Below are 23327 nucleotides of genomic sequence, written 5' to 3' on the forward strand. Positions count from 1 at the left end.
TCCCGGGTCTACCAACGCGCGTCCGCGGAGCGCAGTTCCTCCAGCTCCGGGTCGTAGAGGTTGAACTCGATGCGCGTGAAGGCCTTCAGGTCGAAGTCCACTTGGCCGAAGGCTTGGGCATAGCCTTTGAGTCGCCCGTTCTCCGCGCTCTCGAGGCGGAAGGTGACCCGCGAGCCATCGGTGAACCAAGCCCGCACGTCGCCGGTGTAGCGCTTCGGCTTCTCGTAGAGGCCCAGCGTGTAGTCATCCCGCTCCTTCTTGCCGCGCAGGGGGAAGGACCGCAGCCGGGAAACCGGTAGCTCCATATCGCCGAACTGGGTCTTCAACTGCACCTTGCCGCCTTCGATGCCCTTCATCTCGCCCTCGATGTGGTCGTTGTTTCGCAGGCGGATGCGGGTGGGGTCCGGTTCAGGCTCCTCGGCCTTCGGTGCGTCCTCGTCCATTTCGTCCAGGAAGCCATCGTCCGGAATCTCGGCCTTTCCTTCCACGGTACCGTCCCACGAGTTCACTTCGATGCGGGAGAAGCGCAGGGAGTTGTCGTTCCCTTCGAAATGGATACCCCCGCCCATCGCCCCCACCTGAGGCTCGGGATCGGTCCAATCCGCCGCGATCCGCCCGTTCACCATCAAGCGGATCAGGCCGGTCTTGCGGTCCACCAGCAGCTCCACCCGGATTTTCTCGCGGCTGCGGAATTCGGGGATCTGGATCGAGGGGCCCAAGGCGGCGGGGCTATTGCGCGAGGTGCTCTTGCGCAGCTCGAAGTAGTGGCCGTTGGTCATCAGGACATAGCAGTTGTCCGGATTACTCGAAAGAATGTCGTCGCTGCAAAAGATGAAGCGGAAGCGCGGCTGCGAGCGCCAGGCCATGTCGAAGGCGAAGTGGATCTTCTGCGGCAGCTCCAGCTCGCGGGCGATCATGGAGGACTTCTTCGGGCGGAGCTGGTTGTCCTCGTAGAGCCAGGAGTCCGGGCTCGATTGCGTCCAACCCTCCAGCCCGGTGGGGCCGGCGTAGATCAGTTCCGGGCGGTTCTGGATATCCAGCGTGTCCACCATGCTGCGGCGCAGCTTCATCTCGCCGCCATACCAGGTGCGCAGGGAGATTTCCTTGTCGGTCACGCCGCTCAGTTCCCCGCGCAGCGTATCGCCATTGCTCAGCAGGGCGCTGGCGATGTGATCGCCGGTGAAGTCCCCGCGATGCGGCGGCAGCGTGAGCTCCAGGATATGATCCAGCTTCAGCGGCACCGGCCTGGCCAGGAAGTCCGCCGAGAAGCTTGCACGGTCCGTGCCGATGTCTAACAGGGTGCCCTTGAACTGGCTGCCATCCGTGCAGCGCACTTCGGAGACGGGTGCCGCGTGCAGCAGGGCAGGCAGCAAAAGGAGAAGGAGGGGCGTTTTCATTCTTCCTCGGCTTCCTCCGGTTCGGGTTCTTCGGGTTCCTCCACCACCGGCTTGCGATCGAGGCGGGCCACGGCTTCCCGCTTCACTTCCAGCTCCCCGAGCAAGGGGTGGGTCACCTTGAAATGATCATCCGCGAACTCGCAGGCGGCGATGGAAAGGGAAGCACGAAGCCGCAGGTCCAGCTTGAGCGGAGCGGCCTTCGCCGTCGCCTGATCCGGCTTGCGGGCGAAGAAGAGCGTGGAGATCTCGGAGGTGTGCAGCTCCACCGGCTCCGGATAGTGCGGGCTCTTGTAGAGCACCTTGTCATCCTTCAGCCCCAGGATTTCTCCGGTGCTGCGGTCTGATGTCCGCGTGATCACCACGTCCTTGGTTTCGTCGCCCCTCGTCTCGCTGCGATGGCGGTCCGCGGAGGCATCCCATTCGCGGATCTCCAGATCCTGCACCGTCATGATCTCGTCGCCTGCGATCTTGCTGTAGAACATCAGTCCCTGCCCGGCAGGCGTCTCCTTCATGGGGTCGGCATATTTGCCTTCCGGCTGGCCGTTCACGTAGAGGTGGACCAGCGACAGCTTGCGATCCACCCGCAGCTCGATCTCGATCTGGGAATCGCTGAAGTCCGCGGGATCCATCCGCAGCGAGTGCATGTCCTTGTTCGGATACGAATCGCCGCGGATCTGCCGCTTGAGTTGCAAGCCGGAGCCATCGAAGGACAGGTGATAGCGATCCGTCCTGCCCGTGGTCTCCATCAGATCATCGGCGAAGAAAATCTGGATGTTCGGCGTGTTCCGCCACGCGAGCCTGAACTTGATGGCATAGGAGCCGGGAGTCTCGAAGCGTCGCGCCAGCGTACCGTTGCCATCCGTCACGAACATGTTGCCGTCGAAGCGCCAACCGTTGCGGATGGTCCAGCCATTGTCGCTCTGCGGGCCCTTGTAGATGGTCTTCCGCGGCTTCACGCCGAGCTGCACGGTGCCGACGAGAGGGCGGGGGATATCGAGATCTCCGGCGAAGGCGGTGTGGACCTGCACGGAATCCCCGTCCACGGCCTTCAGATCACAGGCGAATTGATCGCCATTCGCGAGCACCAGCATGGCGTCGTGCTCGTCGGGGATCGAGGTCTTCGGAGTGGAGAACTCCACCCGCTTGATCCCCTCCGGCCGGAGGTGGAAGGGTTCGAAGGAGAGGGGACTTTCGAGCGACAGTTCGCCGGCGGGATTCATCGCCGTGACCGTGCCGGAGAGACGCGAGCCTTCATTCAGGATCACGTCGTCCGCGAGGGCGGTCGCGGCCAGGATCGGAAAGATGATGTAGGGGAAGCGGTGCACGGAGGGGAGGGGCTCAGAGGTCATCTTCCCATTCATCCAGGAATCCGCCGGTGGACTGGAATTCCAGCACCACGGCAGGGGCCAGATCGAGATCGATCTTCCCGGCCAGTTGCGATTCGATCTGCATGCGGCCCTCCGCAGCGCTGAGCGGCACACCGCTGATCCTGCCCACCGGCTGCATGTGCACGGTGATTGCGGATTCCGGCGTCTCCTCCGTCTTGCGGCGGCCTTCGCGGGCGAAGTGGATCTCCGCCACGTCCTGCATCGGGATCTTCAGCGAGGCATACTTGGCCTCGATCTCCACCTGGTTCTCATGGATCGAGCGGACCCTGCCGGAGAAACGGTCGGTGCCGTTGTTCAACAGCACGATGTCCTGCTGCTCGCTCTCCATGCTGCGGGCGGAGTCGGTCATGCCGTTCCACTCCGCGACCACGATGTCGGAGATGCGGATCTGCGTGGTGCCGCCCTGCACATGGAAGCCGAAGCCGCCGCCCGGTGCTTTGTATGAGGTGCCGGAAGGATCGGGTGCTTCACCCTCCTCCGCCGTGTACCACTGCACCGCGAACTCGTTGTTGATGTAGACGGAGATGCTGCCCTCCTTGCGGTCGCAGCGGATCTCGAAAATCGCGTCGCCGGTATCCGGCAGTCGCACCGTGGTCGCCCCCACGCGCACACGCTCGACTTCGGGATTGCCCTCTTCATCGAAGCCGGTGCGCTGCAGGTGGACGTAACCGGAATTGAAGTTCAGCACGTAGGCGGTGCCGAAAAGCCGGGCGAAGTTCGGCATCATGCCGACCGGGGGGCGATCCTCGCCCTCATCGCCATCACCTTCTTTCTTCTTCGGCACGGGCTGGGTAAAATCCGCATGGAATGCCACCGCCACCGTCGGACGGGAACGCCAGCCGAGCTTGAAGCGCAGTAGCGAGCGGTCCGGCATGCCCGCATCGTAGGTCAGCGCATCGCCACCGCCGCGCGAATACCAGGCCGCACCGGCGTGGGACCACGCGGGCTTGTTCTCCTCGTCGTCTTTCGGCTTTTTCTTGTTGTCCGCACGGGGACCGGCTCCATCGGCTGCGAAAGGATCATCCCCGCCGCGATCCACCGGCACGATGTGCCAGCCCTTCTCATCGAAGGGGCCCGCGTAGAGCAAGCGCCCGCCGAAGGGGTTCGGGGAAATCGCCGCGATCGTATCGCGGGGCAGGGTGATGGTGCCCGCCGCGGTCGATTCAAGGGTCATCTCATGCTCGTCCGCCGCCGCCACCCTGCCGGGAATGCGGTCGCCATTCACCAGCGTGATATGGCAGGGATCGGTGAGCGGGGAGACCGGGCGCGCATTGCGCAGCACCACCTGCCGCACCTTGTCCCGCTGCAGCTCGATCGGTGCCGCGATGTCCGGACGCTCCCAGAAGATCTTCCCGCTGGGATTGATGCCGCCAAAGCGGCCTTCCAACTGGTCGCCGTTCGTGAAACGCAGATGGTCCTGCGCCTTCTCCTGGGCGAGGAGCGGCGTGGTGAATAGCGCGGCGATGGCCAGGCTTCGGATCATTTCTCGTAGATGGGAAGAAAGCGGTAATTCAGGGCCAGCGAAAGCAGGGATCCCGCGGTATTGAACGATTGGCCCTTGTTCCCCGGCCATGACCCGTCGCGGGCCTGGATGGTGGAGAGGTAGCGGATGTTCTTGGTATTCCATTCGTTCCAAGTCTCCGGATCCGCATGGAAGAGCGCCTGCGACATGTAATACTCGAAGTAGTAGGGGTAGTGCCGGTCGCGGTAGGACATCTGGCCTTTCAGGAAGTCTAGGGAGGATTGGAAGCCCTTGCCCTCCTTCTCCTTCGCCAGCGCGAGACAGAGCACGCCGATGGCGGTCAGGGTGGGCTTGCCACCGCTGGCCGAGGTGTAGCCGTAGGAGCCATCGCCGCCGCGGCAGCGTGCCATGTAGGCCAGACCCTTCTTGAGTGCCTCGTCCGGCACCGGCAGGCCGGCATTGCGCGCGGCATAGAGCGCCACCAGTTGGCAGCCGGAGACGGTGGTATCCGCGTCCGTGCTATCGGGTGTGTAGCGCCATGCCTCGGAGCGGTTCCGCTTCTGGGCGCTGAGGATGAGTTCCACGCTTTTCTTGAGCGCGGGGGCGACCTTCGGGTTGTCCACCGCGCCGTATGCCTCCGCCAGCGCCAGCGTGGCGAAGCCATGGTTATACATGCTGTTGCCGATGTAACCGTTGGTCTGGTTCTGCTGGCTCAGGATATAGTCGAGTCCCTTGGCAATGACACCGGCATACATGCCGTGGTTCGGGTCCTCGCCGTGGGCCAGAAAGGCGATCACGCAGAGCCCGACCACGCCAGGCTCGCTGCCCATGCTGTCGTTCCAGCAGCCCTGCTGGTTCTGGTTTTTCGCCAGGTAAGCGAGGCCGCGGTCGAACATGGTGTCCACCTGTGCCGGCACCGGATCGTCCGGACGGCGGGGAAGGTCTTGGGCGGAAGCAACGGGTGAGAGCAGCAGGGGAATGACGAATGCCGAATTCGCGAATGCCGAATGAAGTGTTCTGAAGAATGAGAATGTCTTGCCCCGCGCAATCGCCTGCCCCTTTCCCGAAACACGACCTTCGTCATTCGGAAATTCTGAATTCGTCATTATTCTTCTCCCTCTCATTTCGCCAGTTTCTCCGCCTCGCGGTTGTATGCGTCCAAAGCTTGTTGGAATTCCTTCGGCAGGGCTTGGCCTGCGGTGCCGGATGCCTTCGGCACGCGGCGTTCCTCGGTCTTGCCACCTGCGGCAGCTCCGCCATTGGCACCGTTCGCCGTGTCGGAGAGACCGGTCGAGCCCTCGCCGTCGCCTTGTTGGCTCGGCTTGCCGCCGGGTTGTCCTCCCGGTTGCTCGCCATCCGGGGACATGCCGAGCATGCGCTGCATCATGTCCATCATCGCGCCGCCGCTTTCACCCTGCTGCTGGCCGTTCTCGGATTGCTGTTGCTTCTGCCGTTCCTTGGCCGCGGCGAAGATCTTTTCGATGACGTCCGTTTCCGCCGCGATCGTCACGCCGCCGGTGTCGTGCTCCAGCAGCATGCCGGAGGCTTCGTCCATTGCGTCGTTCACACCTTCTAACAGTTCGATCACCGTCGGCTGCGTTTGCTCGATGATGAGCTGCTGCACGTCCGCGGCCAGTTCGTCCTGCTTCTCCGCCAGCTCACGGGCACCTTCCTGGTGCTGCGCGATCTTCGTCGCCAGATCGGCCTTTTCTTCCTCAGCCGTGGCCAGCACGGCGGACAGGATCAAGAGAGCGGCGGCTTTCATGGTTTGGTCTCTGAGGGCTTTCCTTCGTAAGAGCGGCGCAGGGTTTCCAGCGCGCGGGTGCGGGCCCGGATGTCCTGCTCCTGCTGGATCATTTTCATGACCCGCAGCATGAACTCGAAATCTTCATCCTCGTTGGCTCCGGCGCTGCCCGCACCGCCACCGCCTTGGCCGTTCTTCTGCTCGCCTTCGAGCAGCTTGGCCCACTCCTTGAGCTTTTCCGCCCACGCTCCGGAGGACTGGCGGGCCACGCCGCCGTGATTCAGTTCGAGTTCGCCGCGCAGATCCTCCAGCGCAAGATCGATCCGCGACTCGGTCATCGCGTCCAGGATCTTGCGATAGGCTTCCTTGTTCGTGCGGGTGAAGAAGTGGTTCAGATCCTCTTGGATCCAGCGCACGTCGGAAGTCGTGTTCGCCTGCTGGCGGATCACGTCGGAAAGCAGGCCCTCGTCCTTGGGGTCGAGTTCGTCGCGGGACAGTCCGCCGGTGCGACCGATGTTCTCCCAAACGCTGATGCCGATGCCCTCCTGCTCGGTAGCCGCCTTCTTCAGGCGGTTCACGAAGGTGCTGGCCTCGAAGCGCTGGTTCGCGTCGTTCGCCTTGTTCACCGCATCCTGCATCTTCTCGAGCGCCTGCTTCTGCTGCTCGACGGCATCTTCCATGTTTTCCTGTGCCTTCTCGTCGGTGTTCCGCTGGTCCTGTGCCTCGCCCAGCTTCTTCTCCACCTCCGGCATGTCCTTCTGCGAGAGCTCCTGCATCGACTGCATCGACTCCGCCATCTTCTTCATGGTCTCCTTGTCGATCGAGCCGTTGCGCGCGCTGCCCTTGAAGAGTTCTTCCATCTTCTCGGCCAGCTCCTTCATCTTCTCGGCCTGCTGGCCCTCGGCATCCTGCTGGGCCTCCATGCGCTTCAGGTTTTCATCCTTCTTGCGCTCCTCGGGGCTCATCTTTTCCAGCCGCTGGTTTTCCTCGTAGAGATTGCGCTCGCGACGGGCCAAATCCTCCAGCTCGCCGATCACCCGGTCGAACTGCGTCTTGAGCATCTGCGCGTGCTCGTCGTGCGTGAGCACGAAGAGCGTCACCGGCTCCGAGTAGGCGCGCTGCCTGCCCGGCAGGTAATCCTCCGCCCATGCCCGCAGGGTCAGCTTCTGCGGCGTGATCTTGAAGGCCGCGGGGGAGAAGGAGGCATTCGCCGCCAGCCGGGTCATCTCCGGACCGCCGCTGCCCAGTTCGATCTCGCCGGTAGCCGGCGTCTGGTCGGTGGCCCGGGTGAATTCCCCGCGCCATTCGATCCCGATCCTGCGGATGCCGAAGTCATCCTCCGACAGCGTCTCGAAATCCACCGTCTCCTCAGGCAGCATCACATGCTGGCGCGGCAGGCCCTGGATGTAGATGCCCGGCGGCTGATCCGGCAGGGAATCGACCCGGATCTCGAAACCCTTCTCACCATCCAGCCCGATCGAGTCGCGCCAGTGCATCGGCATCGCGAAGCCTTCTTCCGCCAGCGTGATTTCCGGCGTGCGGGCCTTGGGGCCCTCCACCCCCATCGCGCCCTCGTCGCCGTGCTCGGAAGCATCCAGCCTCAGCGGGCCGTAAGTCGCGCTGGAAAGCTCGCGGGTGGCTTCGACCGTAACCCGCACCTTGCTGCCTTGCACGGCGGAAAGGACACCCGAGCCCAGATCCAACTCCTTGTCCGGGCGTTGCAGGTAGTCCGGGTGCTTCACGCTGCCCCAGACCTTCGTGATTGCGGGGCGCAGGGTCGGTGTCACGCGGATGAAGTGCTTCGCGTCTCCGATCTCCACCTTCAGTAAGCCCGGGTCCTGCTGCGCGGGGAACTCGAAGCGGTAGTGATCCTCCTGCAGCGTGGCGCTCACCGCGTCCTGCCGGCCGTAGCGGGCCTCACCGGATTCCGGGCGCCATTCGCTGTCCTTGGCCAGTTTGAGGTTCAGGGAAAAGGCCTCGCCCTGTGGCACCGGCAGATCGGTCGGCACGTTCTCCAGACTGGTGAAAGTGTAGCGCGGGGAAGGGGAGAGCGGCATCAGCCAGCGCTTCAGCGAGCTCATGCCCGCCTTCGGCGCGAAAATAAGGGCACCCGTGGCCGTCAGGAAAAGGGCGATCACCGCAAGGGTCCACGAACGCTGGCGGGATACCGGCAGCGCCTCGTCGAGCTTTCGCTTCTGAGCCTCCTCCGCCACCCGCTGCATGGCCGCAGCCCGCAGGCGCGGTGAGAGCGTGTCCGCATTCTCGACCTGTTGCTGCAGTTCCACGACCCCCAGCAAACGGTCGCCCAGCCCGGGGTAGCGGCGCGCGATCAGCCGCGCCAACTCGCTCTCCCGGCGGTGCTTCCACACCCAGCGGTGCATCCACAGCGGAGCGAAGACCGCCATCAGGGAGGTGCCGCCGAGCAGGATGATCAAGCGGACCAGCGCCGGCGTCTGCCAGACCCGGTCGAGGGCGAAAACCAGCAGGAAAGAAAACAGCAGCCCGAAGAAGCCCGCCAGAATCGCTTCCGCGATCTTCGCGCGCCAAAGCTGCCGGCGGAACGCGTCCAACTGCTGGCGCAGCGACTCAGGGATCGGGATTTCCACCGGCGTTTGCGGGTCTTCTGCCATGGGGATTACGCAATAAACGTCGGATGTTTCATCTGCTTTACCAACCTCGCAGGGGAAAGGTCGGAATTCCAGCGGATTTCTCGCGACCCGAAACCTGTCTTTGGCCCGATTTTCCCGTAGGAGACGCCATTTCACGGGGGTGCCGGGAACGGGTCTCAGTCCCCCACATACGGGTTTCCAGCACGTTCCGCGCCGATCGTCGTGGCCGGACCGTGGCCGGGGTAGACTTGAGTCGGGTTTGGCAGGGCGAAAAGCTTGCCCCGGATCCCGTCCACCAGTTGGCCCATGTTCCCTCCCGGCAAGTCGGCACGACCGATCGAGCCGGCGAAGAGGGTGTCACCAGAGTAGAGCTCGCCGCTTTCGGTCGCAAAGAAGGTCACGCTATCCGGCGCATGTCCGGGGACATGGGCCAAGCCGAGCATCAGGCCGCCGATCTCCAAGCGCTCCGTGCCCTCCAGCAGTTCGTCCACCTGGTAGGGCTCGACATGGATGGGCATGCCCCATGAGCGGACCCGTTCCTCCAGGGTGAGTTCGATGGAGTAGGGGGAAAATGCATAAACCTTCGCCCCCATCGCGGCCACCTCGGCGGCATCTTCCACGTGATCGTAGTGCTGGTGTGTGAGCAGCAGCGCCACGGGCTTCACCCCGCGGGCCTCCAGCCATTGGGCTACCCCTTGGGGCGCATCCACCAGCACGTGACCGCCATCCGGGGTCTGGATCAGATAACCATTTGTCTGGACGAAACCACCGGTGAAGCAATTAGGCATGCCCGGATGAAGCTAGGCTCATGCCGGGCTGTCAAATCAGCGTCACCACCGCGCCTACATCCCGACCACCACCCGCACGAACTTCTTCCCGCTCCCTGCCGTGACAGTAGCCGTTCTCATCCCGTTCGCATCCGGAGTCGTGAGAGTCACTCCCTCGGTGCTCCAAGAGGAAAGATTTTCGCTGGCCTGCACCGAGTAGCTGATGCCCTCCGCGTCGCCGTGGAAGCTCAGGCTCAGCGTCCCGCCGCTCACCACCGGCTGCGGCATGCTGCCGGCCAGGTTCGCATTCGGATCGAGCCCGAAGGCATAGGCCATCAGCAGGCTCACGCCATCGCCATTCGGGTCGGAATCCAGCGAGGTGCCGGTGCTGAATCCATTCGCCGTGAGCCAGGTGGTGATCACCGTCTGGCCGCCGATCTCCTCTGCCGGATAGCCGAGCCAGGTGGGTGTGGTGAAGCCGCTGCTGGAGGTCTGGAAATAAACGGTGAAGCCCTCCGCCGTGCTGGCGAAGACATTCGTGCCCATCGCCGGGGCATTGCCGTTGAAGACGGCCGATTCCAGTTCGCGGCAGTGGTGGAAGGCATCGCTGCCGAGGCTGCTCAAGCTGGCGGGGAAACTCACTTCGCTCAGACCATCACAGCCTGCGAAGGCCCACTCGCCGATCGCGGTTGTTCCCTCCGGGATGCTCAGGATGGTGATACTGCCCGCATAGTAGAAGGCATCCGCGGGGATGCTGGAAACACCTGCCGGAATGCTCATGCCGGTGAGTCCGTCACAGTGTGCGAAGGCACCGCTCGCCCAGCTGCTCACTCCGGCTGGGATGGCATAGCTCCCCGTCTTCGCCTCCGGGCACAGTAGCAGGGAAGTCTGGGCCTTGTTGAAGAGCACCCCGCCCGCGCTGCTGAAGCTCGGGTTCGCTGCCGCCACGGTGATGGCCGCCAGATTGCTGCAACCGCGCAGCACCTGCTCGCCCAGCGTGGTCAGTGCCGCGTTAATTCCGAAGCCCGTGATCCCCTTGCAACCGTGGAAGGCATCGTGACCCACCGAGCTCACCGCGTCCGGCAGGGTGAAGCTTGTCAGGGCGGTGCAGTTGTAGAAGGCGGAATCGCCGATCTTCGTCACGCCGGCGGGCAGTGAGACGGAGCTCAGCGCCCGGCATTCATGACACATCTGCGCCGGGATGAGGGAGACGCCGCTCGGAATCGTCAGCGCGCCGAGGCTCCGGCAGTTCAAGAAAGCCGACTCGCCGATGCCGCTCAGCGCGCTCGGCAAGCTCAGCGATGCTAGGCTGCGGCACTCCGCGAAGGCGGAATCCCCGATGCTCGTGACCGTTGCCGGGATCGTGACCGAGTTCAGGCTCGTGCAGCCTTGGAAGACCCCGTTCGGAATCACCGTCGATCCGGCCGGGAGCGAGATCGAAAGGAGCCCGGTGCAACCTTGGAAGGCGGTCGCACCGATCTTCACCACGTTCGCCCCGCTGGCGAAGCTGATGCTGGTGATGCCCGTGCGGTCCTTGAAGGCGGAGCGCCCGATCTGGGTGACATTGAAGCCGCCCAGCGTGGCCGGCACCGTGACCGCCCCGCTCGGCTCCACGAAGAAGCCGGTGATGATCGTTTTGCTCTCCACCACCGTGTAGGTGAAGGATTGCGCGAGAGCGGCCCCGCAGAGCAGCGGGACGAGGGCGAGGAATCGGAGCGATTTCATGTGCGCGTCTCTTGAGGGTTCTTACTGGACGGTCGTCACCATGTTGGTGGGCGTGAAGGTCTTGAGCGTGGTGCCGCCGCTCACGGTGGCTCCGGTGTAGAGACCGTGGAATTCCGTGCCGCCGCTGACCGTCACACCGCTCAGGATGCTGTAGCTGGTGCCCGCGGCCAGGGTGGGCAGGCTGAAGAGCATCGTGATGCCCGTGCTACTGCCGTTGGAGTAGGTGCGCGGGAGCTTGTAGACGAAGGTGCTGCCGCTCGCGGGCTTCACCTGCAGGATCACGTTCGCCGTGCCCGGCCCGCGATACACCACCGAGCGCTGCGTACTGGTGGATGCCGTGGGCGTGCTGGTGGCACCGCCCGTGCCGATCATGATGCCGCCGGTGATGGTGAAGTTGTTCTGGTCGCAGTCGAATCCTTCCTCCGGTGCGTTGTAGCCGGAGCTCACGATCACGCCGCCGCTGATCAGGATAGTGCCGTTCGAGTCGATGCCGTCGTTGTTCGAGCTGTAGCAATACACCGAGCCGCCGCTGATGGTGATCTTGGTGCTGGCATTGATCCCGTCGTCATAGGAGTTGATCTCCACGGTGCCGCCCGCGATCGTCAGGTTGGCCTTGCTCTCCAGTCCTTCGCCGCCGTTCTGCGCGGTGCTGCCGGTATAGCTGCCGCCGTTCATGGTCAGGTTGCCGCCCGCCTTGACGGCTTTCGGATTCACATAGTCGGCGCTTTGGCCGCTACCGGAGAGGAGCACCCGCGCACCGCTGGTGCTAGCGCTGATCACCGGCGTGGAGGCCACTCCAAGCACGCCGATGGTGGCCACGCCGTCGCAGGCAATCGCATCCGCTGCAGCGCCCGTGCTGCTGGTGATGATCGTGCCGCCGGTAATGGTGAGGTTGCCGTCTCCCTTCAGGCAATCCGCTGCCGCCATGTCCAGTGTGCCGGAGGCATTCGTAAAAGAAGAAGTGTTCGACCCGCTGGTCGCGATATTGAAGCTGCCGCCGCTGATGGTGATGTTACCATCCACGGAGATGCCCTTGCCAGCTTGCCCGCTGTGGGTGATGCCGATGGTCCCGGCACTCACGTTCAGGTTGCCGTCGCACTTCATGGCCGTGCAGTAGGAGGGATTGTAGCGCGTGGTGCCGGTGATTTGCTCCAAGACCGCCGCGCCGGACATCGCGAAGCTGAACACACCGCCTTGGATCGTCATGTCCGTGCCGCTCTTCATCGCCTTCGATTGCGCACCGCGCGCCGTGAAACCCAGCGTGCCTCCGGAGATGGTGAGCGCCTGCTTGGTCCCGATGCCATCGCCCGAAGCGCCGTCCACGGTGATTGCCACCGTCCCGCCGCTGATCGACAGCGCGAGATCCGATGCCAGGCAATCGCCGCTCGCACCGCTGCTGCTGGCGGTTACGCTGCCATTGGTAATCGTCAGGGTCCCGTCCGCCTTGATCCCGTCCGCGGATGCAGCATCGGTCGCTCCCAGCGAGTTCGTGTAGCTGGTGGAAACGCCGCCGCTGGTCGCCACATCCACGCTGCCGCCGCTGATGCTGACATTCCCGCCTGCGGAGATCCCTTTGCCCGCCGTGCCGGTGTGGGTGATGGTGATGCTCCCGCCGGTGATCGCCACGTTCGCATCGCTCTTGATCGCGGTGCAGTAGGAGGGATCCACATAGCTGCCTGACGTGCCGGTGACCGTCTCCAGATAGACCGCGCCGCTCAGGTTGAAGGCCAGGCTGCCGCCGTTGATGGCCAGGTCCGCCTTGTTGGAGAGACCTTTGCCCTGCACGCCGTCCACGGTCATGTTGATTGCGCCGCCGTTCACCGTCATGGTGCCGTCGCACTTGATTCCCTTGGTGTCCGCCACCGTGCTGCGCACCTTGATGCTGCCGCCGTTGATCAGCACGTAGCCCGCATCCGCGTCGATGCCGTCGCCCGTGGCTGCCAGGTCCAGATTGCCGTGGTCCATGCGGAAGTAGGCATTCACATGCACCGCATCCTTCACCGCGCTGCTTACCTTCACATCTCCGCCCAGCGCCCGCAGATAGGAGTTGCTGTTAATGGCATGGGACTTCATCCCGGCCACCGTCAGGCTGCCGTGTCCGCTCAGGATCATCGGTCCCGTGGCATGCAGGGCGCCCGAACCGCTCCGCGTGTAGCTCGCGCTATCCGTCAGGCTGTTGCTGCTGCCCTCCGCCAGATCGACGAAGCCGCGCTCGGTCGAGAGGATGGAGATCGCCGGGCCGTCGGTGCTCGTCAGGCTCACGCCGTTCAGCGTCACCTTCGCCGGGTAGCTGCTGCTGATCTGCACGTAGCCGCTCGCGGAGCTGCCGGAGAGGATGTAGTTCACCCCCTCCACCGCGGAGTCGATGACGATCCCGGAGGAGCCCGCAGCGGAGGTGATCGTCACGCCCGCGCCGTTCGTCACCGTGGCGCTGCTGCCGCTGAAGGCGATCGTCACGGTCTTGGTGAAGTCGCTGTCCTCCACGTAGTCGCGGTCAGCCGCAAGTGTGCTGGCGATCGGAAGAATACTGAGGCATGCCGCCGCCGCGAAGAGGTTCCGTGCGATCATAGATTCTGCCACGGACCTTAGCGGACTGTCGATTAAGCGGACGTTAAGCCCGGCGTCTCCGCACAATTTCGTCGCGGCCCGGTTCTTCCCGGATTCTTCATCGTGCCGACCTTGACATAAGATAGACGGGCAACCCCTTATCGCGCGCGATGTTTTGCCCTATCCTCCGCGGCAGTTCCCGTCTTGCCCTCGCGGTCTCCGCCTATCTGCTCTCCGCCGCCGGCCTGACCGCGCAGGCACCTCAGGGCCGGATCCTGAACACCTTCGATCTCCAGACTTTCACCGCCGCGCCGTTCCTGGAGTCGGGTGACATGGTCGTGAGCGCGGAGTGGCACTACAACGACGACTGGGACGCGCGCCGCTACGAGTGGCTGAAGGTGAAGTTCTGGAACAAGGATGGTAGCAACTACAGTGAGCGGATCCTGCCCGAAGGCCTGATCGCCAACCGCTACAACATGCAGTCCTTCGTCAACGGGGACGATCTCTTCCTGGCGAACGGCGGCACCTTCGATGTCGTGAATCGCGATCCTTCGGTCCCGATCCGCGGCACCAGTGGCATCTGGACTCACGATCTCAGCGACGTGACCGACCGCTACCTGATCGTCCGCACCGAGCACGCGCAGGATTGGGACGGCATCAAGTTCCACGATCGCCAGACCTTCAACCAGATCGGGCGCGTCGAAACCTCGCTCCGCGTCCAGCAGCTTAAGGGTCGGGAGAATGACATCGTCTTCAGCTCCCGCGATTCCCGGGGGAAGTTCCGGCTGCATCGCATGGCGTATCCGGACTTCAGCCGCCGCGATGTCGTGAAGATGAAGATCGCCGCGCTCCCGGGGGCTTGGGACTGGGTCTCTTACTTCGGGAAGGAGTTCGCGGTGGTCACCCTGGACGGGACCGAAGTCATCATCCGCTACACCGATCCGCTCCGGAACGGAAAGCCCGGCCTCTATCTCGTGCCGAGGATGAGCCCTTGGGGCAGTTGGGCCGAGGCGGGGGATACCTTGTTGAACTGGGCCAGCTATCGGGACGTCAGTCTCCACCGCATCGAGTTCGGTGCCGCAGGCCCGCAGAGGGTGCCGGTGGGTCTTCCTCCCGGGTTGCGGAACTATTCGATCGTCTCCACGGGACCGGACAGCATCTACCTGAGAAGTCCCACGCAGTACACGGAGTCGCCTTACTTTGCGTGGTCGAACTGGGTCCACCGTCTCGATATCTCGGCGGGCCGGCAGCTGACTCTGAATAGCCCGGTCGCGGACGAGCGGGATGGCAAGATCCGCTTCACCGCCCGTCTCGACATGCCCTCCGCGTCTCCCGTCACCATCGGCTATGAGACCGCCGGGCACAGCGCGGTCTCGGGCACGGATTTCACCGCCAGCTCCGGCACGGTCGTGATCCCCGCGGGCCAGCATGAGGCCTACATCGATGTGCCGCTGATCGAGGATCTCACGATCGAGGCGCCTGAGACGCTCGAGCTGAAAATCACCTCGCTGGCAGGTGCCACCTGTGAGCCATCGTCCAGCTATGGACGAATCCGCGGCTCCGGAGCCCGCTTGTTGGAAGTCGTGAAGGAGGACATTGGCGGCGCTGTCGTTTCAACCCTCGATGATTCCATATCCCCGGTCGGGGGTGCCCGCAGGTTTAGTATCGGTGCGGTGACGGTGGACGCCCGGATGCATGGCTTCGATTGCTTCTGGCCGGTTGCCGATGCCGGGGATGGCTTCCGCTATGCCCGCGCACTGCCGCATGGCAGCGATTCCTACCACATGAAGATCTGCCAATTCCACGCGACCACGGGGGAGCTGCTGGAGGTCTTCGACTTCGCTCCCTTTGGTGTCGGTGGCGGCAAGCTCACCTTGGGCTATGGAGAGGGATATGTCCGTTATGGGTTCTTCGACGGCCTCCCGGTGCTGGCTCTCGATGGCCTGCCAGTGGCTGAAGGCCCCGCCGCGAAGGAGATTGTCACCCGGGCCGAGCGCACGCTGCAGCCGCTCGATATCACGGCGGAGTGGAGCGACCCCGCATCGACGATCGGCGATGCCAGCTTCGAGCATCTGCCGTCCGGTGACATCGTATTCCGCCTCTCCGGTGGTCAGGAGCAGCCTCAGATCTATGACTTCACCACCCATCTCGTCACGACGGTGAACGCAGCGGGGGCTTCGGGTCAGAGCCCGCGCCTCACCCCGCTTACCATCACCGAGGATCTTTCCGAACCACTCACCTTCGTTCCCGCGCAGACCACGAATCCTTCCGCACTGGCGGTGAGCGGCAACCGTCTTTGGACCGGATCGGAATCCGGGAACTCCTTGGAATCATTCGTCTTTGAGGGCGGAGTCCTGACATCGGGCTCCAAGCTCGTGCTCCCTGCCGGCACCTTCCTCCGTCCACCGATCGACACGCTCGGATACAACAAAGACCACGCGATCGCCTTTGATGGCGAGCGGGTCTTTGCCGCCTCGGTCAAGGGTGGGGGAGAGGGCTTCACCGTGGTGAGCGGGACGAATACGACAAAGCCAAAAGCCAAGCTCGTGCCCACCCGTTCCCGGTTGATCGCCCAGGCCACGGGCGGCGGCTTCCTCGCCTCCAGCTACCGCGTCTCCACCACGGAGGGCTTCGTGCGCTTTGTGGAACTGCGGAACGCCAAAACCAACAAGGTTGTGGCAACCATCCGCCCCGTCTTTGATTCCGGTCTTTTCGGTTTCTCGCTGGCCATCACCGACCATGTTCTCTGGGTGGGATCTCCGGTCTATGAAGGTGGCGGTAAAGTGTTCGGCTACGAACTCGGGCGCTTCACGCAGGTGGCCACCTTGGAGAGTCCCTCGCCGGTCGGGCGTGGCTTTTTCGGTTACTCGCTCGCCGCGCACGGGCCCTATCTCGTGGTGGGTGAGGCCTCCTCCGTCGCGCCCGGCGCAGCATGGGTCTACTCGGTGGATGGCCGGAATCAACTCGCCCGCTTGGGCTCCGGTCTTGAAGAGGGCTGGGATGGCTTCGGCACCCGTGTCGCCACCCGCGGTGGCCGGATCCTTGTGGGTTCAGGGCATCTGGAAGGCATCTCCGATTTCGAGCGGGAGGATACCATCGGCCACCGCCCGGTGATGCTCTGGAATTCCGCCGATTCTCCTGCGATCCGCCTGCAATCATCATTCCACGCCAGCAGCATGCACGACACCGGCGTGGGCATCGCCCTCTTGGATGACGCAGCCGTGATCTTTTCTCGCTCTCGCAGTGATGGGTCTGCGGGCTTCGAATATGTCGCCTTGCCCGCGGTTGCGACGGAGTAGTCATCCTGCCTTCTCTCTGTCGGGGCTCCGGAGATCGTCATCGTTCAGCGGGAGCGTGTGTCAGCATCCCGCTCCCCGCTTCGGGCATCCCCGGCCACAGCCTCGGGATCTCAAAGGGTTCCGTTCCGGGCCTTCGTAAATTTCCTTACAAAAGCCCATTCAAGGTTTTTGTTGCCCCTTTCGGAAAGCGGGGTCTATCGTCGCGGCCCGCCATCGCGTCCTTCCTTGTGCAAGGTGCCGGAAGGATGCGATGGCGGAAGCATCGCTTTTCCACTCATGAATCCGGACCGCGCGACCCTGAATTTCCTAAACAGCTTCCCCGAGGACGCCCGAAAGCGCGGGGAAAAACTCCAGAAAGACGGGGCCGTCACGCAGATCTTCGGCAATCACCTTTTCATCCAAGGCCGCGTCGAGGACGAGTCCGGCACCTTCCGCACCAGCCTGCGTCTCCAGGGGAACCGCTGGTTCGGCTCCTGCACTGCGGAGGACGAGCTGATCTCCGGCGCCTGCCAGTATGCGACCATGATGGAGCGCATGCACCGCGGCGAGGACCTGCCGGAATCGCCGAACGAATTCGATGACACCCCGATCCTCGACATCATCGAGGACAAGCTGGGCCGCGAGTTGGACGACAAAGAGGCCGACTTCGTTTCCAAGATCGAGAAGCGCTACCGCCGCTACGTGATCGAAGGCGAGCTGCACGACCACGACATGGTCCGCATCACGCCGCGCTGGGAAATCACCACCTACGAGCCGCTGGAACTCTGGCCGATGCCGCCGGGGGACATCCTCGAGTTCTGGAACTACCTGGCCTACGCCTTCTACAAGAAGAAGCTCCCTTACCCGGAGTTCATGAACGTGATCACCGATCTGGCCCACGTTCAGAAGAAGATGGCGGATTGGGAGCAGGAGCGCGAGGTCGCTTCCTGGTATGACCGCATCGAGCAGGTCAACGAGCGCCCGCCGCAGGATCCGCCGATCGAGGTGGCCTTCCGCTTGGTCGCCACGATCAACGAAGCCCGCATCGAGGTGAAGGAGGGCGTGAACGGCCTCTGGACCCAGATTCGCGAGAAGAACGAGATCGAGCGCCTGGTGCAGATGCACCATCAGGCCGCACTCCGCATGGATGCCTCCAGCCAAGTGCTGTGGGAGCATTTTCTCTCCTACTTCCGCGATCAGAACGAGATCACCTTCGACTTCGATCAGGAGGAAGCCTGCCGCTTCATGAACCGCGTCTTCCGCCAGCCGGCCCTGAAGGGCTACCTGGTGAACCTCGACGAGCGCGAGTTCAAGGTGGTGACGGACGCCCTGAAGTGGGTCTGCGAAGATGATCCGTATGATCCGAACAGCTTCGCCCTGCAACTCGTCACCGCCGGCGGCGAGAACGTGTCGCACTCGGTGCGCATGTTGCCGGGTCGAAAGGAGCTCTATCAATCCGACGAAACTGTGTTCCCCGGCCCGCCGCGCTGGCTGGAGGAGACGGAAGTGATGCCGCGCTACCTCATTCCGAAGCGCGTGATCGACTCGCTCGAAGGCGTGGAGTTCCTCCGCAAGATTGGGGCCACCCTGCCGGAGTCGCTCAAGAAGCGCGTGGTCGATCTGGAGCTGAAGCCGAAGTTCGAGCTCAAGCTTGTCGCCGGCCTCACCGCCGCGGAAACCGAGCACCTCGTCATCGACGTCACCGCCATCGAGTCGAAGGAACGCCGCACCGAGCGCCTGACCAAGGAAGGCTGGGAGCTGGTCGAGCAGGCCCCGCTCAAGGGCAAGCAGCTCCTCCGTTTCGCCCGCGAGGAACTTTACCCCGTGCCGCGCCTTCTCGAAGAGATGGGCCTCACCTACGACGAGAAGCTGCTGGCCTTCAAATCGCGCATCACCAAGCAATTCCCCGAGAAATTCGCGGAGTGGATCAAGGCGATGCCCGAGTCCGTCACGCTCGATATCGACCTGCGCCTGAAGTCGATCCTCAACGACCCGGTCACTGCCGCGGTTCGCTTCGAGGTGATCAACCAGGAAATCGACTGGTTCGACCTGCGCATCGTCATCGATGTGGAAGGCGTCAATCTCTCGAAGGCGCAGATCCGCCAGCTCGTCGCGGCCCGTGGCGGCTACGTCCGCATGGAAGACGGCTCGTGGATGCGGCTTGAGATCAAGCTCGATGCCGACCAGCGCGAGGCCGTCACCCGCCTCGGTCTCGATCCCTTCGACCTTTCCGGCGAAACGCACCGCATGCACGCCCTGCAGCTTGCCGATCCGAAGGCCGCCGATGTCTTCGACCCGAAGGCATGGAAGCGGATCAAGGACCGCGCCGGCGATATCCAGATCGAGGTGCTCCCACCCGTTCCGACCAAGCTCAACGCTACCCTGCGACCCTATCAGGTCGATGGCTTCCGCTTCCTCGCCTACCTCGCCACCAACGGCTTCGGCGGCATCCTCGCCGACGACATGGGTCTTGGTAAGACGATCCAATCCCTCACCTACGTGCTCTGGCTGATGGAGGAAGCCGAGGCGAAGAAGGAAGACCACCGCCCGGTGCTCGTCGTCTGTCCGAAGTCCGTCTTGGACGTGTGGGCCAGCGAGGCCGTGAAGTTCGCCCCCGGCATCCGCGTGAAGGTGCTTCGCAACCGCGAGGACTTGGACGTGAAGGACACCCAGGAGAACATCGACATGCTGGTGCTGAACTACGCCCAGCTCCGCGTCTGCGGCGATCTCCTGAACGAGATCAAGTGGCTCACCACCATCCTCGACGAAGGCCAGCAGATCAAGAACCCGGACTCGAAGGCCGCCAAGTGCGCCCGTGAGCTGGACTCCGCGAACCGCCTGGTCCTTACCGGTACGCCGATCGAAAACCGCCTGCTGGACATGTGGTCGCTCATGGCCTTCGCCATGCCCGGTGTGCTCGGTAGCCGCGCCTACTTCAAGAAGCGCTTCGACAAGCGGAAGGACCCGCTCTCGCAGAATCGCCTCGCCGCCCGCCTGCGTCCCTTCCTGCTCCGCCGCACCAAGCTGCAGGTGGCCCAGGACCTGCCGCCGCGGACGGAAGAGGAGGTCTACTCCAAGATGGAGAACATCCAGCAGGAGCTCTACAAGGCCGAGCTGAAGCGCATCCAGAAGGCCCTCCTCGGACTCGATTCCGACGAGGCGGTGAAGAAGAACTCCTTCGCGATCTTGCAAGGCCTCATGCGCCTCCGCCAGATCTGCTGTCACCCCGGCCTCATCGATCCGAAGTACCTGAAGGAAGAGTCCGCGAAGATGGAGTCCCTCTTCTACCTCTTGGACCAGCTCCACGAGGAAGGCCACAAGGTGCTCGTCTTCTCGCAGTTCGTCTCGATGCTCGACCTGATCAAGGCACGCCTCGAACTCGAAGCCCGTCCCTTCCACTACCTCACCGGTCAGACGAAGGATCGTAAGGGCGAGATCGAGCGCTTCCAGACCACCAAGGATCCGTCCGTCTTCATGCTCTCGCTGAAGGCCGGTGGTGCCGGTCTGAACCTGACCTCCGCGTCCTACGTCATCCTCTACGATCCGTGGTGGAACCCGGCCGTGGAGAACCAGGCCATCGACCGTACCCACCGTATCGGTCAGAAGAACAAGGTCATCGCGTATCGTCTCCTCACCCGCGACACCGTGGAAGAGAAGATCCGTATCCTCCAGCACCAGAAGACCCAGCTCGTCACCAACGTGCTCGGCGACGAAGGCTTCGCCTCGAACCTCGGCCTGGAAGACCTGCAGTTCATCCTCAACCACGGCGGCGAGGACGAGGAACCGAGCTAAGGTTCCTCGAGCGAAACGCTTCTACCAAGGCGGCTGCCCCATCCGGGCAGCCGCTCTTTTTTGGCATTGTGGGTATCGCTGGGATCAGGTGCGCGAGGTTTGTTGGTGATTGGCGACTTCCGCTCTGAATTGGCCGTCTTGCTTTCTGCCGGTGTTTGGACATCATCCTGATATCCCCGTGAATCTGACAATCATATCCGCCAATGCCACCAAGGTGATGTCGATCGCCACTGCCGCTTACTGGGCCTTTGCAGCGTGGATCATGATAGGTGATCGGATCTCGGGAAATTGGATGACGAAAGAAGGCCTGTGGATCGTGCTCGTCCTGCTCACAGGCTTTTGTGGCACCGGCTTCTGGGTCATGATGGCGCCCTTGTTGATCAAGGTATTCAGAACCACCGACAGACCTTATGGCGCGAGAGAGCTCGGGAAAGCATTCTGGTGTCTCAGCACGCTTCCGGTCGTCTTGCTCTGTCTTGGACTTGTTTTGCTTCTGCTATATTACAGGATCATCGAGGCCTAGGTGCTGCCTTCAAGTGATAGGGCTTCTCTTTTGGACAAATGGCCGCGTTTGCCCGGTCCGCAGGCTTGGATCTCATCAAGGCTTGCAGCGGGTTCAACCCCGCTGCTGCACCCTCTTCCGATAAACCCAAGGTCCAGTATCTACTCCGCCGCCCCATGACCAAACTCACGGAAGTCATCGACCTCATCTCCGAATCGACGGGCCGCAATCCTTCTACTCTGAGCCCGGACACGCGCCTGAGTGAAGACCTCGGCATCGATGGAGACGACGCGGAAGAGCTGACGGAGGAGTTCGCCTCCCGCTTTGGTATCGATCTAACAGGCTACGAGCATCTCCGGCATTTCGGTCCGGAAGCGGGATGGAGTCCTTTCACCATCCATCCCTCCGCGCCCTTGATTCCCATCACCATTGCCCGCTTGGCGGAGGCCGCCGCTGCGGGGCGCTGGATCAGCGGAACTTCTTGAATGCGGATTCCCCGCCGCAACCGAATTGAAGCGACCGGGTTGATCCCCTTATCATGAAATCGATTGCGGCGTGGATCTTCGCGATGATCGCAGCGGCCGGGCTGGCTTCTGCAGCGGCCTACGATCCGATCAAAGTTCCCGACGCGAAGATCGATTCCCAAACCTTTGAGGTGAAGGACGCCAAACGGGATCGCAGCCTGCCGGTACGCGTCTATCTGCCCGCCAGCAAGAAGCCGGCTCCGGTTATCCTGTTCTCGCACGGTCTCGGCGGCTCGCGGGACAATAGCCCCTATCTCGGCAATCACTGGGCGGGTAGGGGATATGCGGTCGTCTTCGTGCAGCACCTCGGCAGCGATGAAAGCGTGTGGAAGGACGCCGCCGGGCCGGAGCGCATGGCGGCGATGAGGAAGGCGGCCTCGCTGGAAAATTACCGTGCGCGGGTGGGGGACATCCCTGCGGTGATCGATGCGCTCGCTGGATGGAACGCCGAGGAGAAGCATGCTCTCCACGGCCGCTTGGACCTCGAGCATATCGGCATGTCCGGTCATTCCTTTGGTGCCCAGACCACCCAGGCGATGGCGGGTCAGAGCGCCGCTGCCGGGCGGGTCTCCTTCGCGGAGCAGAGAATTGATGCCGCCGTCATGTTCAGCCCCAGCCCGCCGAGGGTGGGAGATGCCGCGACCTCCTTCGCCTCGGTGAAGATCCCTTGCTTGCTGATGACCGGCACCTTGGATGACAGCCCGATTGGCAATACCTCTCCCGAGAGCCGTCTCGATGTCTTCCCGCACTTGAAGCAGGCCGCGGCTTGGCAGGTCGTGTTCGACAAGGCCACCCACATGGATTTCGGGCAGCGGCCCGGCAAGGTTGGCAGCCCACGCTACCACCGCGCCATCCTCGCCCTGAGCACCGCCTTTTGGGACGCTGAGTTGAAAGGCGACAAGGAGGCGAAAACCTGGCTGAACGGGCCCGGCGCGAAGTCGGTCCTGATCGCCGAGGACAAGTGGGAGATGAACCCGCAGGCGAAGGCCGGGGCCATCAAGTGAAGTTCACCCGTTCGTAGAGCTCGGCCAATCTCAGTTCTGCTTCGACTTCCGGCAGAGGGACTACCGCATCTAAGCCGTCGTGCTGCTCGACCGCAAAACCCCCGTCCACTCGACGACGATGCAAGACCACACGCGCTTCTTCCGATTCAACGAAGATCAGCACCTTGAGCGAGGGGATTCCGAGATAGGCAGCCCGCTTCTCTCCCAGATCCGTGCGACGGGTGGATCCGCTGATCACCTCGATGACCACGACCGGATGGTCTTGGAACCGATCGCTATCCGGATTCGGATGGCAGACCACCATGGCGTCCGGGTAGTAGAAACGCACGTGGTCGGATTGCTCGATCCGGATCTTGGTGTCGCTGTTAAAGGGCTGGCAGGGCCGACCACGCAAAACAATGCCCAAGCTGATGAGGGCGTTGGAGGCGATGGCATTGTGACGATTTGTCGCCCCCGCCATGGCATGGATCTCTCCGCCGAGATACTCATGCCTTACGTCGGAAAGCTCCTCGCCGTCCAGATAGTCGGAGACGCTTACGAGCGAAGGCTGTTTCAGGGCGGTCACAGCAGGGGATCTACCCGAAAACC

Annotated in this window: 15 protein-coding genes; 5 read left to right on the top strand and 10 right to left on the bottom strand. The window is 63.1% G+C overall.

All coding sequences use genetic code 11. From position 1 onward, the window contains the following. Nucleotides 1-8: 8 nt before the first annotated feature. From OJ996_RS10005 to OJ996_RS10045, 9 genes are all read right to left on the bottom strand, one after another. A complete protein-coding gene (locus OJ996_RS10005) occupies nucleotides 9-1397 on the bottom strand; it encodes a hypothetical protein (RefSeq protein ID WP_264513412.1) in 1389 nt (462 codons plus the stop codon). Then, nucleotides 1394-2746, bottom strand: a complete 1353-nt coding sequence (locus OJ996_RS10010) for a hypothetical protein (protein ID WP_264513413.1) — start codon at nucleotides 2744-2746, stop codon at nucleotides 1394-1396. The genes OJ996_RS10005 and OJ996_RS10010 overlap by 4 nt, the downstream gene beginning before the upstream one ends. Next, a complete protein-coding gene (locus OJ996_RS10015) occupies nucleotides 2736-4268 on the bottom strand; it encodes a hypothetical protein (RefSeq protein ID WP_264513414.1) in 1533 nt (510 codons plus the stop codon). Before OJ996_RS10015 ends, OJ996_RS10010 begins: the two co-directional genes overlap by 11 nt. Beyond that, nucleotides 4265-5353: a prenyltransferase/squalene oxidase repeat-containing protein gene (locus tag OJ996_RS10020; RefSeq protein WP_264513415.1), complete on the bottom strand. Its 1089-nt coding sequence runs from the start codon at nucleotides 5351-5353 to the stop codon at nucleotides 4265-4267. The genes OJ996_RS10015 and OJ996_RS10020 overlap by 4 nt, the downstream gene beginning before the upstream one ends. Before the next feature lie 14 nt (nucleotides 5354-5367). After that, nucleotides 5368-6012, bottom strand: a complete 645-nt coding sequence (locus OJ996_RS10025; protein ID WP_264513416.1) for a hypothetical protein — start codon at nucleotides 6010-6012, stop codon at nucleotides 5368-5370. Continuing rightward, entirely contained in the window at nucleotides 6009-8621 is a 2613-nt protein-coding gene (locus OJ996_RS10030) for a hypothetical protein (RefSeq protein ID WP_264513417.1), read from the bottom strand. The genes OJ996_RS10025 and OJ996_RS10030 overlap by 4 nt, the downstream gene beginning before the upstream one ends. 155 nt (nucleotides 8622-8776) lie before the next feature. Next, complete coding sequence (locus OJ996_RS10035; RefSeq protein WP_264513418.1) at nucleotides 8777-9388, bottom strand: MBL fold metallo-hydrolase; 612 nt, start codon at nucleotides 9386-9388, stop codon at nucleotides 8777-8779. Nucleotides 9389-9442: 54 nt separating this feature from the next. Further along, a complete protein-coding gene (locus OJ996_RS10040; protein ID WP_264513419.1) occupies nucleotides 9443-11092 on the bottom strand; it encodes a leucine-rich repeat domain-containing protein in 1650 nt (549 codons plus the stop codon). A gap of 21 nt (nucleotides 11093-11113) precedes the next feature. Beyond that, the gene (locus tag OJ996_RS10045; RefSeq protein WP_264513421.1) at nucleotides 11114-13660 is read right to left on the bottom strand and encodes a carbohydrate-binding domain-containing protein; all 2547 of its coding nucleotides are present in this window, start codon (nucleotides 13658-13660) and stop codon (nucleotides 11114-11116) included. A gap of 149 nt (nucleotides 13661-13809) precedes the next feature. Between OJ996_RS10045 and OJ996_RS10050 the strand changes: the two genes are divergently transcribed. The 5 genes from OJ996_RS10050 (at nucleotide 13810) to OJ996_RS10070 (ending at nucleotide 22739) form a co-directional block, all read left to right on the top strand. After that, nucleotides 13810-16938 carry a Calx-beta domain-containing protein gene (locus tag OJ996_RS10050; RefSeq protein WP_264513422.1) on the top strand — a complete coding sequence of 1043 codons (3129 nt, stop codon included), beginning with the start codon at nucleotides 13810-13812 and terminating at the stop codon, nucleotides 16936-16938. Between the two features lie 276 nt (nucleotides 16939-17214). After that, nucleotides 17215-20709 carry a DEAD/DEAH box helicase gene (locus tag OJ996_RS10055; RefSeq protein ID WP_264513423.1) on the top strand — a complete coding sequence of 1165 codons (3495 nt, stop codon included), beginning with the start codon at nucleotides 17215-17217 and terminating at the stop codon, nucleotides 20707-20709. Between the two features lie 178 nt (nucleotides 20710-20887). Next, the gene (locus tag OJ996_RS10060; protein WP_264513424.1) at nucleotides 20888-21232 is read left to right on the top strand and encodes a hypothetical protein; all 345 of its coding nucleotides are present in this window, start codon (nucleotides 20888-20890) and stop codon (nucleotides 21230-21232) included. 155 nt (nucleotides 21233-21387) lie between these two features. Beyond that, a complete protein-coding gene (locus OJ996_RS10065; protein ID WP_264513425.1) occupies nucleotides 21388-21696 on the top strand; it encodes a DUF1493 family protein in 309 nt (102 codons plus the stop codon). A gap of 53 nt (nucleotides 21697-21749) precedes the next feature. Further along, complete coding sequence (locus tag OJ996_RS10070) at nucleotides 21750-22739, top strand: alpha/beta hydrolase family protein (RefSeq protein WP_264513426.1); 990 nt, start codon at nucleotides 21750-21752, stop codon at nucleotides 22737-22739. On the opposite strand, the gene OJ996_RS10075 is transcribed toward OJ996_RS10070, so the two are convergent. Further along, nucleotides 22732-23304 carry a Uma2 family endonuclease gene (locus OJ996_RS10075; RefSeq protein WP_264513427.1) on the bottom strand — a complete coding sequence of 191 codons (573 nt, stop codon included), beginning with the start codon at nucleotides 23302-23304 and terminating at the stop codon, nucleotides 22732-22734. The two genes, OJ996_RS10070 and OJ996_RS10075, sit on opposite strands and share 8 nt — an antisense overlap. Nucleotides 23305-23327: the final 23 nt, after the last annotated feature.

This window comes from Luteolibacter rhizosphaerae (assembly GCF_025950095.1).
Classification (GTDB): Bacteria; Verrucomicrobiota; Verrucomicrobiia; order Verrucomicrobiales; family Akkermansiaceae; genus Haloferula; species Haloferula rhizosphaerae.